This is a genomic window from Bernardetia sp. Wsw4-3y2 (genome assembly GCF_037126295.1).
In the GTDB taxonomy this organism is placed as follows: Bacteria; Bacteroidota; Bacteroidia; order Cytophagales; family Bernardetiaceae; genus Bernardetia.
Map to the genome: position 1 here is coordinate 65,040 of NZ_CP147017.1, position 15,775 is coordinate 80,814.

Here is a 15,775-nt window from a genome sequence, read left to right on the forward strand (position 1 = left end):
TAATTTTAATCTATTGTTTCAATTGGAATCTCTTTTTTTATAATTACTTTTTCTTGTGATGAATCAAAACTTGGAAGCGTAAACCAAAATGTTGTTCCTTCTCCTTCTATGCTTTCTACACCTATTTCCCCTCCATTTTGTTCTACAAATTCTTTACAAATTATTAGTCCTAAACCTGTTCCTTTTTCTCCTTCTGTTCCTTTTGTAGAATATTTATTATCTAATTTGAAGAGTTTCTGAGAAACTGATTTTGGCATTCCAACACCTGTATCTATTATTGATATTTTGGTAAAACCTGTATCCTTTCCTTCCTTATTTTTTTCTATTTCTGCTTTTACTCGTATTATTCCTTTTCTAGGTGTAAACTTAACAGCATTAGAAACTAAATTTCTCATAACCGTAAATACAGCATTTTCATCTGCAAAAACCTGTTTTCCCTCTACATCAATACACTTTGCATCAATTTCTTTCTCTTCTATTAAAGGCATTAATATTTCACACATTTTATCAACGACATTCTTTAATTCTATATTTTGAGGTTCTGAGGCTACTGCTTTCATCTGAATTCTTGACCAAGAAAGTAAATCTTCTAAAAATTTATACAAATTATCTAGTGTTCGTTCTTGGTCGGCTGCCATGCTAATTATTTCTTCTTTTGGAAGTTTATCGCCAAACGTAGAAATAAGGTGAGAATATCCTTTTAGAGAATTTAGAGGTCCTTTGAGGTCATGGGCAACAATAGAGAAAAAACGATCTTTGGTTTTATTGATAGCATTTAGTTCTTTCTTTGACTCTACAAGTTGTTCGTTCATAGACTGTAACTCCTGATTTTGTTTTTGAATAGAATGACTTTGATTTTTGAGCATTTTCTGTGTTCGTTCCCCAAAACGATAGCGATTATAAATCAGAAATATAAATATACCCAACGCAATAACAACAATTAATGCGATAATATTAAACATTTGTGCTATTTCTACTTCTGCCTCTTGTTGAAGTTGTTTTTCACGTTGATTGAGTTGCAAAACGTCTATCTCTTGTCGGTGTCGTTCTTGCTCAAACTGCATTTGAAGACTATTTATTTTACGAATAGAAACCTCATTATTTACAGAGTCCTTATATACCAAATACTTTCTGTAATAATTTAGTGCCATTTTATCTTTTTGGCTTTTTTCATACAAACTAGCAAATGAAAAATAAAGCTGCTTGTACAACAAATTATTATCTAAAGATAAAGCTGTTTTTTCAGCTCGTCTCAAAAATAATTCTGCTTTATCGTAAGAACCTTCCGCTCTATAAATATCTCCCAAACGAATAGAAAGCAAAATTGCTTGTTGTTGTTCTCCTAACTGTTCAGCAATTTGTAGAGCATCAAAAGCATATTTTTTAGCTAAATTATAATCAAACCTTGTAAAGTATAACTCTGAATACAAATCGTAAGTAGCTAATAAACATTTTCTTTTAGATTTTCCTATACAAAACTCTTCTGATTTTTGTAGATAAAATAAAGCATCATCATATTCTTTCTTGGCTATAAACACTCGCACAAGCCCTTGAGAAGCAATCGCTTGTATTTTTTTGTTTTCATTTATATCTTCGTTCTTATTGCTGCTTTCTTTAATAGTCCATTTTAATAATTCTTCATAGTAATATTGAGCCTCTTTATACTGCTCACTTTCAAGATAAAGAGTGGCAATACTTTGATAAAAATCTTCTTTTGTCAATAATGGATTTTTATAGCTTCTCCAAAGCTCAAAAGCTCTCAAATAACTATTTAAGGCCTCTACTTTATTTCCAGTTTCATCATATATTTTTCCTAGCTGATGATACAAAAAAGGAGGAGGAGTTTCCTTAAAATTTTGAAAGGTAGAAATTTGATCTTCTATTATCTGTACTGCTTTTAAGTGTTCTCCATTGATTTGCAAAACTTTAGCATATTGATAAGAAGAAATGGCAACTAAACGAGTAGGATGAATTTTTTGTCCTAAGTCATATCCCTTTTGAGCATATTTATAGGCTGTTTCATTATCATTTTTTATTGCCCTACTAACAATAGAATTGTAAAGAAAAAGTTTGACTGTATCTTCTTTTTGGCGTAATTCTAATGCTTGAATCAAACTATCTAACTCTTTGATATTTTGATTATAAGAATGAGCTATAAAAGGAAAAAAAGAGAAAAGAATAAAGAATAAAGTTAATTTCAAACAGCTATACCTATTTTTTTCAAAAAAAGAAATACAATTTAATCCATTTTTCAAAAAAGAAAAATAATTTTTCATCTTACTAGAGTAAAAAAAATAATATGGATTAAGACGATTCATATAAATAAAATAACAAACAACTAAAAGCTCATATAGAAAAAGATAAGCTATTTGATAAAATAACAAAAATTCTAAAAGTAAAAATACAAAAACTCATTCATTTGCAAATTTATTCATTTAATTTTTCATGAACAAATTGCATAATATCTGGAAAAAACAATAAAAAATCTTTTTCAATATCAGAATAATTCTGTTTCAAAAAATTATACGACTCATATAAATTGGTGGCATATTTTGCTCTGTGGGAAAGTCCATTGAGCGATTGCTCCATTCCATATAAAGTTGCATAATGTGTGAGCCAATCTTGCTCTTTCATTTTCAAAAACACTTGCTGTGCTAAAGATGGTAAAATATCATAATTTTTCTCTAAAACCTGATATATAAACGTTGAAAAATCCGTTAAATTATAGATTTCACTTTGATTTTCAAATTTATATTTATTGAAATGTAATCCTAGAAAATGGTCGTAATAAATGTCTGTAATCACAGGTGCGTATTTTCCAAAGTCAGCATGCAAACGTTTATTGGTTTGTAAAATAATAGGATGCTTATCTGTAAAAGTATCAATGTTGCGATGCAACATAATTCCTTTTGCTATTTCATTAGGATATTCTTTATATTTATTTCCTCTCACAAAATCACCCAAAAAATTACCTATGATTATGTTTTCTATTCTATTAGATAGAAAAAAGTGAGCTAAAAAATTCATATAAAAGTTTTATAAATTACAAATCAGCAACAATAAAAAAAAATATTATCTTCTAATATAAACAAAATAACTCATAATAGTTTTGATAGATAATTACAAATTCAAAAAAACCTACCTAATTTTTCTATTGAGTGAAGAATTAGATAGGCTTTTCTGTTTAGTAGATAAAAAACTTACTTCTTACTTTTTACCATTTTGTTTGGATTGCTCAAAAGCAACTTCACGCAAAGCAGCCAATGATTTTGCACCCGAAGCTCCATCTATAGCTTTGATAGCTAATTCTTTTGCTTCTTTCAATGCACCTGTCAATTGAGTATTTAATGACTTGATTTGCTCATTTTGCTGCGTAATTTTGCTAGAAAGAGCATTGATTTGACGTTCTGCAATACGCTTTTTGCCTTCGTTTTCTTTTGCCAACAAATCAGATTTTGCTTTATTATCTCTCTGAATAGCTGCTTTTGTACTTTCATAAGCTCGCTTAGTTTCGCTATCCAACTTCTTAGGAAGTTCTTCAGCTTTTTCAGTTGCCTTTTCGTAACTCTCTTCTTTTTCGGCTAAAAGTTTTTCACGCAATGTCCACTCTTTTTCTTGTTCTTCTTTAAGATTTTCCAATTCTTCAGTACGAGATTTAGCAAGCTGCATAGCTTCATCTTTTATTTGCTGACGAGCCAAATTCTTTTCATAATGATAGGTTTCTTCTTCTCTATCCAGCTTAGTTTGCCATTCTTTTTTACGCTCACTAAGTGTTGAGTTGTGCAAATCTTCAGCTTCTTCATAAGCTTTTTTAGCTTCTTCTTCAGCTTGTAACTGTTCTTTTCCCGTTTGAGTGATGATTTTTTCGAAAGATTCTGACTTTTCAATATATTCTTGAATAAGTTTTGAAAGCGTGTTTTCTTCTGCTTCCTCAATCTGATGAAGCTCTAAAAGTTGCGTTTCGATTTGGTTGCTTTCATCTTGCAAAACGGCTAAGTTTGCAGCCTCTTTTGTCAGATTATCTGAAAGCCCACTAATTGCAATACCTACATTTCCTTTAATATGCTCAAATGCTGTAACAACACTTTCTACAGACTGATAACCACCACCCAAATTAGTAGTTGAAATTTGTTTTGGTTCTGCTTTAGCAAAACTTTGAGTTTTTGGTGCAGATTTTTGAGAAGTTATATTATTCTCCAAATTGCTTTGCAGCGTTTTATTTTCTACTTTTAGTTTGGTTACTTCTGCTTGAAGTGATTTATTTTCTCTTATAAGGTCTTGATATGCATCAAGAATCTCTTTTTTAGTGCTTTTCATTGAAACTGCCATAATGCTATTTTTTTTAGAAGGTTTTGAAAGGATTTTTAAATAAAAAATTTGATAAAGTAGATTCCTACGGATTTTGAGCAGATTTTTTATTTATCAAAAAGGTTAGATGAATAAATTTATTTAGAAGTTGGGTTATCAAATGCTCTCAAAGAAAGTGATTGTACTTGCTCTAAAGCATGTTTGAGTTGAATTGTCAGATTATCAACTTCTACTTTTCCAGTCTCTACATTCAATTTCAAATCTTCTATCTGTTCGGCAAAGATTTGTTCGTTGGCAGCTTCTTCTTTTTCCATTAATTCAGCAACTGCTTTTCCTTCTTTTGTAGCTTCATTAGCTCCTTTTTCTCTTGCTTTTTTGACTTCTTCTTTAAGTTTTTCATCAAATTCGGCAATCAAAACAAGATTTTTTTGGTGTTTTTCATCTTTCTCTGCCAAAACTTCTTCACGCAACGTCCATGCTTTTTCTTTTTCAGCTTTTTGTTGCTCTAGTTTACGATGTGATTGTTTTTTCTGAGCTTCAAACGCATCTGTTGCCAATTGTGTGTTACGTTCTAAATCATATGCAAATCGTTCTTCTTCTTGCAAACGAGTTTTCTTTGTGCGCTCTTCTGATTCTTTTACTTCTTTTTCAAAAAGCTCTGTTTCCTTTTTCCAAAATGCCTCATCTTCCTTGCGAGAATTTGCCATCAATTCCATTCTTTTTTGATGTGCTTCAGTAAGTTCAGCCAACTTTGATTCGTGTTCTTGTTTTAATAAATACAACGCATCAGCAGCTAATTTTACTTGGTGTAAGTTTTTGAGTCTTTTCTTTTCTATTTCGATAGCCTCCTCAATCTGCGAACGTTTTTCAGACTCATCTTGTAGTTTTTTAGACCATTGAGTAAGCGTATCAGCAAAGGTAAGTTGAAGCGTTCCAAGTCCTTTAATAATATTATCAGGTGTATAGGTGCGAGCAGTTTGCAAAAGTGTAATTTCTTTTACTTTGGCAACTGATTCTTCTTTGGTAATCACTTCATGACGCTGATGATAATAGTTTTTGAGAAGTGAAGAAAAGTCATTTTTAATTTGATTCTTGTCCATAATAAATAAATAGGTAAATTTGGTGAAAAATTAGGGTTACAACCCTGTTCAATTGATTGAAAATTAGATTCTGTTCTATATTAAAACTACTTTAAACATTTTTAATATGATATACAAAATGTAATTTATATTTATTGAATTGGACAGGGTTTTAACCCTGTTATCAATAATATAAACCCTTTTTCTCTTTGGTTTATACTACAAATTTAGGGGTGCAGAACGTAACCTATATGAGGAGTAAAAAAAACTTCAAAATTTCTTTATTTTTTTCTAAAATACTTTTTCTTATTCGAATAATTCAACATAATTCAAAAATGAAAATTCTAATTGTGGGTGCTGGAAATATGGGAACAACGTATGCAGAGAGCTTTTTGCTTTCTCATTCCATTACAAAAGATGATTTATTGATTTTAGAAAAAACACCTGAAAAAGCTGACTTTTTGAGAGAAAAAGGCTACTCTTATGTTATTTCTGCTCCTGATGAACGAGTTTCAAAAGTTCAATTAATTATTTTAGCTGTAAAACCCCAAGACACAAAAGTATTATTTGAAACGCTCAATAGCTATATTTTGCCTTCTCAAACTGTTCTTTCTATAATGGCAGGGGTTAAGATTGAAACTTTAAAAAAGAGTTTGGGAACTACAAAAGTTATTCGTGCTATGCCAAACCTTCCTTCTCAAATTGGAATGGGAATGACAGGTTTTACAGCTGACGAATCGGTAACTAGAGATGAATTATTTTTTGTTCAAAACCTTCTTAATACAACAGGAAAATCGCTTTATTTTTCAGAAGAAGAAAAAATAGATGCTGTAACAGCAATCTCAGGAAGTGGTCCTGCGTATGTTTATTTTTTTATGGAAGCCATGATAAAAGAAGCTCAAAAAATGGGTTTTTCACATTCCGAAGCCGAACTATTGGTTACACAAACATTTATGGGAGCTGTTCATCTAGAAAACCGAAGTAATTATTCGTGTGAAGAATGGATAAAACGAGTTTCTTCAAAAGGAGGAACAACAGAAGCTGCACTAAACATTTTTTCTAAACAAGAAGTATCCTATAAGATAGGACAAGGATTGCAAGCAGCACAGAAAAGAGCAAAAGAATTGGGAGAATAAATTTTGGAAACTCAATAACAAATTTATTTTTTCTATGTTATAATTTTAGTTTATTTCATACAAAAGCCATTTTTCATTGCTTTTCATTTTTTTAACTTGATTTTTTTATTTTTATATACCTACTTATTTTATGGCTCACAAATTCAAATTCAAAGATTTAGGAAAACTTCTCAAAGAAACCTTTAAAGAATGGAATGCCCTTGACCCTTTTCGTGAAAGTGCTGTAATTGCGTATTATACGGTTTTTTCTTTACCTGGTCTTCTGATTATGGTAATAAAATCAGCAGGTGCACTTTTTGGAGAAGAAGCTGTCAGAGGAGAAATTACAGGACAAATTTCTGGAATGATAGGACAAGAAGCAGCCGAAGCTGTACAAGAAATGATAAAAAATGCACTTAGTAATCAAGATTCTACTTTTGCTTTAGTAGTGGGAATTGGTTCACTCCTTTTTGGTGCAACAGGAGTTTTTGTTCAACTGCAAAAGTCATTTAATAATATTTGGGAAGTAGAACCTGATACAAGTGGCAGTGGAATAATGAAACTGGTTACAGATCGGGCTACTTCTTTTGGACTTATTATGGTAATTGCTTTTTTATTATTGATTTCACTTATCGTCTCTACGCTTATTTCTACACTTTCAGATTGGATGATGAATTACCTACCTGATTTTATGATTTATGCCATGAGTGCTATTGAAATAGTAATCTCACTTATTATAATAGGAATTTTATTTGCTTTTATGTTCAAAACACTTCCTGATAGAGAAATTCAGTGGAAAACTGTCGGCATTGGTGGAATTGTTACAGCAGTTTTATTTACATTGGGTAAAGAAGGATTAAGTCTTTATTTTGGAATTGCAGAGCCTGCTTCTACATATGGCGTAGCTGGTTCAGTTGTCTTAATTTTGCTTTGGGTTTCTTACGCTTGTTTAATTCTGTTTTTTGGAGCAGAATTTACAAAAGTATATGCTCGTTTTTATGGACATCGTACAAAGGTTTCCAAACATGCAAAAAGTAAAGAAAAACTTCTAGATCGACGACCTACCTCTTTATAAGATATTCAGAAAAGGAACTTGATTAATGTCAAGTTCCTTTTTTTTTGTTAGTTGAATCTTGTCGGTGAGACACCAACAATGGCAAACGTATTTCTAGTCATGGCTTTATCAATACACTCATTTTTGTAAAAAAATAAGGTAGTGTGAACTTAATAGATTGAAAAATTAGGTAATTTATCGAAAAGAAATGCAATTGTTTTGAAATAGTTTGTAAATTAGAGTACCAAACTTTACCTAATAATTGCATTTATGAATTCTTTTTTATCAAAAACACTGCTATTTTTCAGTAGTTTTATTTTTATTTATTTACCCTGTATTTCTTTCTCACAGGCTCAAAGTCCTCATTTTCGTACTTATACTATACAAGAAGGATTACCACAAAGCTCTGTTTATTCTCTTCTTTTAGATAATCAGTCTAAACTTTGGGTAGGAACACAAGGAGGCGTTGCTTCTTTCAATGGACAAAATTTTACTACCTACACACAAAAAGAAGGTTTAGGAGACAATCATGTAACCACAATTTATCAAGATAATCAAAATCAGATTTGGGTAGGACATCGCTACACAGGAATTTCTCTCAAAAAGGGTAATACATTTATCAATTTTGCAGCCGATACTATAAAAGCTGTAAATTCTATCCTACAAACGCAAAATAAAAAACTTTGGGTAGCCACAAATACAGGTCTTTTTTTGGTAGATGCAATTACTGGAAAACTACTTTCTCATCATTTCAAAGCTAATTTTATTAGTCAAATTTTTATAGAAAATGATGAAATTTTTGTTGTGGGAACAAATGGATTACATAAATTAAATACCACTAACCAAATACCAACACTTGATTATCTTCTTTCTCCCTTCAATCTCAACTCACAAGCAGCAGGTTTTTCAGATGTCAAATTTATAGATAAAAATACGTTTTGGGTAGCCACAGGGAATGAATTGTTCAAAATTTCATTAGAAAAAGCGCAGAAAGCTACTGTTTTAGAAAAATATACTGTCAATGAAATTCCTCTTTTGAATGGAATAAATTTACTTAAAATCTCAAATGATAAAAGTATTTGGGTAGCTACAAATGGAGGTGCTATTCATATAAAAGACAAAAAAATAGAAACTTTTACTACTCAAAATGGAATTGCAGGGTCGCAAGTAACCACTATCGAACAAGACCACGAGGGACAAATTTGGATAGGCACACACATGGGAAAAGGACTTTCACTTTTTCTAGGACGTTACTTCGAACAAATCAAGCAAGCTGAAGACGAAATCGTTTTTGCAACCACAACAGATAATCAAGGAGGAGTTTGGACAGGAACACTTTCAGGTTTATATCGCTATACATTTACAAATGAAGCTCAAAGTAATATTGCTACTATAGAACAGATAAATATTTTCCCCAACACTTCAATTACATCACTTTATACCGATTCAAGAGGTTTGGTTTGGATAGGTGCAAGAGGAAAATTGGCGAGTTACAATCCTCAAACCAAACAAATTTCAGATTATTCAAAATTGATAAATGGCAATCCAAATGCGCCTATTATTTCAATCAATGAAGACAAAACGAATCAGATTTGGATTTCAGTTTTTAGACAAAAATGTGTTCGTTTAACTATGCAAGGACAAAAAGCTGTTTCTACTCAAGATTTTACAATCAATGAAGGACTTGTCAGTAATGTAATTTGGACTTTGTATAAAGATAAAAAAGGTAATTTATGGTTTGGAAGTAATGATAATGGACTTTCTCGCTATGATGGGACAAAATTTCATTCCCTTACCAAAAAAGAAGGTTTACCACACAATCGTCCTGCTGCCATTACTGAAGATGCAGATGGTAATTTGTGGTTTGGAAGTATTGGAGGTGGAATTTTCAAGTACGATGGAAAAGATTTTAAAGTTTATACAACTAAAGAAGGTATTGGTTCAGATAATCCTTATTTAATTCAAGGAGATGCTTTGGGAAATATTTGGATAGGAACAAATGATGGCTTAAATCGCTTGAACCCAAAAACAAATGAAGTAAAAAAATATAGCTTTAAGGAAGGTTTTACAGGAATGGAAACGAATCAGAATTCAGTTTTTAGAGATAAAAATGATAATCTTTGGTTTGGAACAATCAATGGACTTATGAAATGTAATCCTACTTTATTTGAAAAAAATGAAACTCCTCCACCTATTTTTTTAGAAAACACACAGTTATTTTTGAGAGATACCATTCAAATTAGTAATCAAGAATTACCTCATGATAAAAATTATCTGACTTTTAATTTTATAGGAATTAGCTACAAGAATCCAACTGATTTGCGTTATCAATATCGTTTGACTGGATTAGATACAGAATGGTCGCCTCCAACAAACGCAAATTTGGCTACTTATACAAGCCTTCCCTATGGAAAATATAACTTTGAAGTTCGTGCCATCAATGCTGATGGTGTAGTTTCTAAAGAGCTGGCAACTACTTCATTTGTAATCAGTCCTGCTTTTTGGAATCGCCTGTGGTTTCAGATTTTAGCTGGAGTTTGTATTTGTTTTTTAGTTTGGGGAGGTCATAATTTGCGTATGCGAAAAATTCAGAATGACAAACTGCATTTAGAAAAAATTGTAGAAATTCGTACCGAAGAAATCAATGCTCAAAAAGAAGAAATTGTATCTTATAATGATTCTTTAGTAGAAAGAAATGCTGAAATTATGCAGCAAAAAGAAGAAATTTTGGCGCAACGAGATGATATTAGTTTACAAGCTGAACAGCTTTCATTCATTTATTTAGAAGCTGATAAACAGAATAAAAAAATTAGTCAGAGTATTCGTTATGCAAAGCGAATCCAACAAGCAATGTTGCCTTCTGAAAAAACTTTGTTGCGTCTTTTACCCAATCATTTTGTGTATTATCAGCCAAAAGATGTTGTGAGTGGTGATTCGTATTGGATAGGAAAAACAAAAGACAAGATACTTATTGCAGGGATTGACTGTACAGGACACGGCGTTCCAGGGGCAATTATGGCAATGGCAGCCAACTCTGCACTCACTCAAATCATTGAAGCAGAGGGAGAATGGCAACCTCACAAAGTTTTGAGTAGATTACATACCCTTATTCGTCAGAATTTATCACAATCTGAAAGTAATATCAAAGATGGAATGGATATTATTTTGTGTGCTTTTGATAGTGATGAAGTTGAAAACAAACAAGTTTATTTTGCAGGTGCAAAACGTCCTTTTATTTATGTTCAAGATAAAAAACTGTATTCTGTAAAAGGCGACCGTCATTCTATTGGAGGAAAAGAAGAAGACATAGAGTTTACATTGCATACTTTGCTTTCAAATTCGGATACAACTTTTTATCTTACTTCTGATGGCTATCAAGACCAATTTGGAGGAAAAGAGAATAAAAAAATAGGAAGACACGATTTTTATGAAATGATTAAAGAAGTAGCTTCTCAACCTTTAGACAAACAGAAAGAATATTTTGCTGATTTTATGGAAAAATGGCAAGAAGAAGGAAATGAAGAACAAATTGATGACCAACTTATTTTAGGGTTTAAGTGGAGTTAAAATAGCCTATCTTTTATCTTCGTTTGTAGTTTTTGTACTGTGTCTGATGTCTATTTTGATGATGTTGATTTCTGTTTTTATAACGAGTAGTATCTTCTAAAAACTCTTTTACTCTAGCAGTTTTTGCCCTTTTTTGTCCATCTACTTGTCTTAAAATATATTTTTCTGTTTTAGTGCCCTGCTTTTTTTCAATTTTTACAGGAAAAATAAAATCTGTATAAAATCGTAGCTTTTTCTTGAGTAAACGAACTCTTCTTTCAGGAAAATCAACAAGTTTGATTTTGGCTTGATTTGAAATATCTTTTTTTGTTTTGGCTAAACGCAATAAAAAAGCAGTGATTCGTTCTTTTTTTGAAAAAAGTAAAGGAATACTAACTTCCTTATGTGTTTTGTCTTGCTTTTTCAAAACCAAATGAACATAACAACTAGATTGATAATGAATTTCGATTTCGCTTACTCGTGCAAGTTCGATAAAAACCCCTTGTTGAATACTTTCAAAATAAAGAAATAAATTGTGATTGAAAATACCAAAAGTAACAGATTCTTCGCTTTCTAAAACATCTACATTTCTTATCGGAAATTGATATTTTTCCTTTTTGACAGGCTTTTTAAGTGAATATTTAGTATTACTGAAAACAAAAATATAAGCCATCAAAGCAGTACAAGAAAAGAAGATAAGTTTTGACGAAACTGTATCTAAAAAAGGAATAGCAAAAAGCCCTACAATGACTGAAATTATTATAGTTATTATGATAAATATCATGACATTCGATAACCAACCTTGTTCTGTTTCTGTTTCTTGAACTTGTAATTCTCCTTCAGTAGGCTCTTTTATTTTTTCTAATAAATCAATATATTGTTCTGTTCCTTTTTTGAAAACTGGGTCTAATCGAATTTCTATTTTTTTATCTATTGGATTAAAGTCAGAAAGCATTTCCAAACAGTTTTCAAACGAAACCAAAGAATTTGTCAGCGTAATAAAATAAGGTTGTATAATCGAAACATTCAACAATAATGGTTTAGAAACAGGAACAGAATTAAGCGTTTTGGTCTGCCCACAATGTTTCCTGTCCATGTATTCCCATGAATCCTTCTGAAAAGAAGACTTACAAACTCCACAAAAAACAACCTCGTCATTTGCTTGAATCAAATCTCCTGTAATGCCATCTTTGCGTTCTTCTTCTAAAAAAGAGTGATGTAAATGGCTATTTATTTTGTGAATATTCATTTTCTATAAAAGTAATATTTGGATAGAATTTTAGGCTACTTTGTAACGTTTTTTTTTGATTAGCAGGAAAACTAGTAATCATTATATTTGAAGGGTTCGCAATTTCTTTGTTAGATGAAGCTAATTTTACTAGAAACTCTGTTACTTCTGAATTTTTTGAGAAAACTAAAGGTATTTCTATTTCCTTTTTAGCTCTTTTGTAGCTTTTCAAGGTCAAAAGTATATAACAATGGGATTTATATCTAATTTCTATTTTAGATACTCTTGTCAATTCTACAAAGATTGCTTGTTTTAATTCTTCGAAATAAAGGAATAGGTTGTGATTAAAAATGCCGAAAGTAATTGAGTATTTGAACTCAAACATGCTTTCAAAGTTTCCCAAAGATATTTGCTTTTTTCTTGTTATTTCTTTTCTTTTCTTAATCTCTTTCTTTATTAAACTTTTAATTTTTTCAAAAGACAAAAGTATAAGAATAAATATAGAAATAAGAAATGGAAATCTAGCAAAAGCATATGCATCAGGAATCAAAAATATAAAAATAGTTGATACAAGAGACGAAATTAGAATGGTACGGGTTCTAATTAAATCTCCAATATTTTCCTCTTCCTCTTTATTAGGGTATAAACAATTTCTACTTTCTTTTATTTTTCTCTCTTGTCCTATTTTTCTGTCAATTTTCTTTATTGCTCTTTTTGTCAGCTTTTCGTATTCTTCTGTTCCTCTCTTTAAAATAGAATTTAATGCAATATCTACTTTTTTATCTTTTGCTTTAAAAGATGAAAGTAGTTTCAAACACTTTTTAAAGGAAGTAGAAGAATTTGTAAGCGTAATAAAGTGAGGATTTATAGTTCTAACATTCAATAACAAAGGCATAGAAATAGGAACATTTTTAAGTGTTTTGGTCTGTCCACAATGCTTTCTGTCCATATACTCCCAAGAATCCTTTTGAAAAGCAGACTTACAAACTCCACAAAAAACAACCTCGTCATTTGCTTGAATCAAATCTCCTGTAATAGCATCTTTTCGTTCTTCTTCTAAAAAAGAGTGGTGTAAATGAGGATCTATTTTATGAATATTCATCTTTCTTTATAATGTCTTACGATAAGAAGGAAAATCTATTAATGTGATATTTCCTGTTTTATAAAACTCTTTTTGCAATTTTATCAATTCTGATAAAAATAAATTCACGTCTTCTATATTCAAAAAGACTAACGGAATAATTACCTCAACATCTTTTTTTTTGTGTTTTATTAGTGTAATGTACCAATAGGTATCAGATTGATAATTAATTCTAATTTGATCAATTCGTGTAAATTTTACAAAAATAGCTTGTTGTGCTTCTTCAAAATAAAAAAATAAACTATTATCGAAGATTCCAAAAGTAACAGTATCATGATTGTCTGAAGAATGCATGCTTTTTGATGGAAATTTATACTCTATTTTATTGTTTATTTCTGTCTGTTTTTTATTTTGCTCGTCTTCATTTTGGTCTTCTTTAAACAGACTATTTTTCAAGAGTTTCCTAACAGAAAAATAAGTTATTAGTATGATTATTAAAGAAAAAATTATTCCTTTTGTCCAATCTAGTTTTATAAAATTATTTAGTTTAAGTAATATCAGTGGTAGAGCAACAAGCAATATTCCTAAAGTGCCAACCCAAGTGTTAAATAGATTTTCATCTATTATTTCAATAGGCTTGTAATTTTCTCTCATCTCATCTCCTATGCGCTTACTTTCTATTCTTTTATATTGGTCTGATAACTCATTATATTTTGACGTTCCTTTCTTAAAGTTTTCTTTCAAATAAATAACTGTTTTTTTATCACTTGGCTTGAAAGTAGAAAGAAAATTTTGACACTCTTTAAAAGAAATATCTGAATTTATGAGCGTAATAAATGTAGGAATAATTTTGAAAACACTAAGCGATAAAGGCTGAGAAATAGGAACAGAATCAAGCGTTTTAGACTCATTACAATGTTTTCCACCAATATACTCCCAAGAATCTTTCAAAAAAGCAGATTTACAAACTCCACAAAAAACAACCTCATCATTTGCTTGAATTAAGTCTCCTGTAATGGCATCTTTTCGTTTTTCTTCTAAAAAAGATTGATGTAAATGAGGGTCTATTTTATGAACATTCATTTTCTATACTTTATATTTAGTCTGTAATTCTACTTATTTATCAATCTGTAACATAAAATTAGTACAATTCTTGAAACTATTTTATTTAATACAGACGTTATCTATTTAGTTTTGTTTGGGTAAATTGTATCTATATTTGACTTATAAACAAAAAAAAAACTCCTACAAAACTAAATTATCTAACAAAGATTTATAAAAATCAATACTCAATTCACTAAAACACAATTCATTATGAAAACCTCTACTCCAGATAAAATTATTTATATCATTAGGCACGGACAAACTGAATACAACCGATTAGGTTTAGTACAAGGTTGTGGCATAGATTCAGATTTGAATGATGTCGGAAGACAACAAGCTGAACTATTTTTTCAAAAACATGGACATACAAAATTTGATAAAGTCTATACTTCAATGCTCAAACGAACACATCAAAGTGTACAAGATTTTTTAAATTTAGAAATAGCTTGGGAAAAACTTATCGGTCTCAATGAGGTGAGTTGGGGCGATAAAGAAGGAAGACCTGTTACAAAAGAAGAAAATGATGCCTATTTTGAAATGCTGAAAGGCTGGCGTAATGGAGAGCTACATCTAAAAGTACCAAAAGGAGAAAGTCCTCTTGAAGTAGCAGAAAGACAAAGAGAAGCCCTAGAGGTAATTCTTTCCCGTCCACACGAAAAACAAGTTTTGGTTTGTATGCACGGAAGAGCAATGAGAATATTACTCTGCCAACTTATGCGACAACCTATTTCGAATATGGATGACTTCGAACACTCCAACCTAGGTTTGTACATTTTGCATTATCATTATGATACGCATAGTTTTGAACTACAACTAGCTAATGATAAAAGCCACTTGGAAGAAATGAATGTTTCTAAATAATTGTTTTAGAAAGTATTTTTTTACGTTTTTTACTTACTGATTTATTTGTAATTTATATTTTCTCAAAAAGAGAAAAGAAACCAATTTTAATTTGTGCTATATTTTTTTTTGAGATGTTGTAAAAAGCATGTTACGTTTTTGTCCTTGATGGAGACACCAATAATACCTATTTTTTTACTACTATTGGTATCTCCACTGACAATAATTTATTCCCAAGAAATAGTTAGTCATAAATTTAATTAGCTTCCCTACCTTAAAAGAAGGTAATTTTAATTGACTTTATTCCCTTTTCGATTCATAATTAATAATTGATTTGTAAGAATGCACTTTTTTTACTTTCTTAGCTATTCGATTGGTTAGAATAAAAAATTAATCGCATCACATTAACACAAAAATATA

11 protein-coding genes are annotated in these 15,775 nt (G+C 30.5%); 4 read left to right on the forward strand and 7 right to left on the reverse strand.

The window, feature by feature from the left end; all coding sequences use genetic code 11:
* Positions 1 to 5: 5 nt before the first annotated feature.
* From V9L05_RS00285 to V9L05_RS00300, 4 genes are all read right to left on the reverse strand, one after another.
* Positions 6 to 2,201 carry a tetratricopeptide repeat-containing sensor histidine kinase gene (locus V9L05_RS00285; RefSeq protein ID WP_338813914.1) on the reverse strand — a complete coding sequence of 732 codons (2,196 nt, stop codon included), beginning with the start codon at positions 2,199 to 2,201 and terminating at the stop codon, positions 6 to 8.
* A gap of 226 nt (positions 2,202 to 2,427) precedes the next feature.
* Complete coding sequence (locus V9L05_RS00290) at positions 2,428 to 3,027, reverse strand: ACP phosphodiesterase (protein WP_338791413.1); 600 nt, start codon at positions 3,025 to 3,027, stop codon at positions 2,428 to 2,430.
* A 180-nt stretch (positions 3,028 to 3,207) separates the two neighbouring features.
* Positions 3,208 to 4,329, reverse strand: coding sequence for a hypothetical protein (locus tag V9L05_RS00295; protein ID WP_338813915.1), 1,122 nt, complete (start codon positions 4,327 to 4,329; stop codon positions 3,208 to 3,210).
* 116 nt (positions 4,330 to 4,445) lie between these two features.
* Positions 4,446 to 5,408: a hypothetical protein gene (locus V9L05_RS00300; protein WP_338791411.1), complete on the reverse strand. Its 963-nt coding sequence runs from the start codon at positions 5,406 to 5,408 to the stop codon at positions 4,446 to 4,448.
* 314 nt (positions 5,409 to 5,722) lie between these two features.
* Here V9L05_RS00300 and proC point away from each other — a divergent pair, with 314 nt between their 5' ends.
* From proC to V9L05_RS00315, 3 genes are all read left to right on the forward strand, one after another.
* Positions 5,723 to 6,523, forward strand: coding sequence for a pyrroline-5-carboxylate reductase (proC, locus tag V9L05_RS00305; RefSeq protein ID WP_338791410.1), 801 nt, complete (start codon positions 5,723 to 5,725; stop codon positions 6,521 to 6,523).
* A gap of 130 nt (positions 6,524 to 6,653) precedes the next feature.
* Positions 6,654 to 7,577: a YihY/virulence factor BrkB family protein gene (locus V9L05_RS00310; protein WP_338791409.1), complete on the forward strand. Its 924-nt coding sequence runs from the start codon at positions 6,654 to 6,656 to the stop codon at positions 7,575 to 7,577.
* A 249-nt stretch (positions 7,578 to 7,826) separates the two neighbouring features.
* Positions 7,827 to 11,123: a two-component regulator propeller domain-containing protein gene (locus V9L05_RS00315; protein ID WP_338813916.1), complete on the forward strand. Its 3,297-nt coding sequence runs from the start codon at positions 7,827 to 7,829 to the stop codon at positions 11,121 to 11,123.
* Between the two features lie 13 nt (positions 11,124 to 11,136).
* Here V9L05_RS00315 and V9L05_RS00320 read toward each other — a convergent pair whose 3' ends face one another.
* From V9L05_RS00320 to V9L05_RS00330, 3 genes are read right to left on the reverse strand one after another with little or no spacing between them, the layout of a single operon-like run.
* On the reverse strand, positions 11,137 to 12,351 hold the full coding sequence (locus V9L05_RS00320) for a hypothetical protein (protein WP_338813917.1): 1,215 nt from the start codon (positions 12,349 to 12,351) through the stop codon (positions 11,137 to 11,139).
* Entirely contained in the window at positions 12,329 to 13,432 is a 1,104-nt protein-coding gene (locus V9L05_RS00325; RefSeq protein ID WP_338813918.1) for a hypothetical protein, read from the reverse strand. The genes V9L05_RS00320 and V9L05_RS00325 overlap by 23 nt, the downstream gene beginning before the upstream one ends.
* A gap of 6 nt (positions 13,433 to 13,438) precedes the next feature.
* On the reverse strand, positions 13,439 to 14,494 hold the full coding sequence (locus V9L05_RS00330) for a hypothetical protein (protein WP_338813919.1): 1,056 nt from the start codon (positions 14,492 to 14,494) through the stop codon (positions 13,439 to 13,441).
* Between the two features lie 231 nt (positions 14,495 to 14,725).
* On the opposite strand from V9L05_RS00330, the gene V9L05_RS00335 reads away from it, so the two are divergent.
* Positions 14,726 to 15,376: a histidine phosphatase family protein gene (locus V9L05_RS00335; RefSeq protein WP_338791403.1), complete on the forward strand. Its 651-nt coding sequence runs from the start codon at positions 14,726 to 14,728 to the stop codon at positions 15,374 to 15,376.
* The last annotated feature ends 399 nt before the right edge of the window (positions 15,377 to 15,775 follow it).

Coding starts and splice junctions, on each gene's coding strand:
- V9L05_RS00290 (WP_338791413.1), bottom strand. CDS start 3,027: ATGAATTTTTTAGCTCACTTTTTTCTATCTAATAGAATAGAAAACATA.
- V9L05_RS00300 (WP_338791411.1), bottom strand. CDS start 5,408: ATGGACAAGAATCAAATTAAAAATGACTTTTCTTCACTTCTCAAAAAC.
- V9L05_RS00315 (WP_338813916.1), top strand. CDS start 7,827: ATGAATTCTTTTTTATCAAAAACACTGCTATTTTTCAGTAGTTTTATT.
- V9L05_RS00320 (WP_338813917.1), bottom strand. CDS start 12,351: ATGAATATTCACAAAATAAATAGCCATTTACATCACTCTTTTTTAGAA.
- proC (WP_338791410.1), top strand. CDS start 5,723: ATGAAAATTCTAATTGTGGGTGCTGGAAATATGGGAACAACGTATGCA.
- V9L05_RS00325 (WP_338813918.1), bottom strand. CDS start 13,432: ATGAATATTCATAAAATAGATCCTCATTTACACCACTCTTTTTTAGAA.
- V9L05_RS00330 (WP_338813919.1), bottom strand. CDS start 14,494: ATGAATGTTCATAAAATAGACCCTCATTTACATCAATCTTTTTTAGAA.
- V9L05_RS00335 (WP_338791403.1), top strand. CDS start 14,726: ATGAAAACCTCTACTCCAGATAAAATTATTTATATCATTAGGCACGGA.
- V9L05_RS00295 (WP_338813915.1), bottom strand. CDS start 4,329: ATGGCAGTTTCAATGAAAAGCACTAAAAAAGAGATTCTTGATGCATAT.
- V9L05_RS00310 (WP_338791409.1), top strand. CDS start 6,654: ATGGCTCACAAATTCAAATTCAAAGATTTAGGAAAACTTCTCAAAGAA.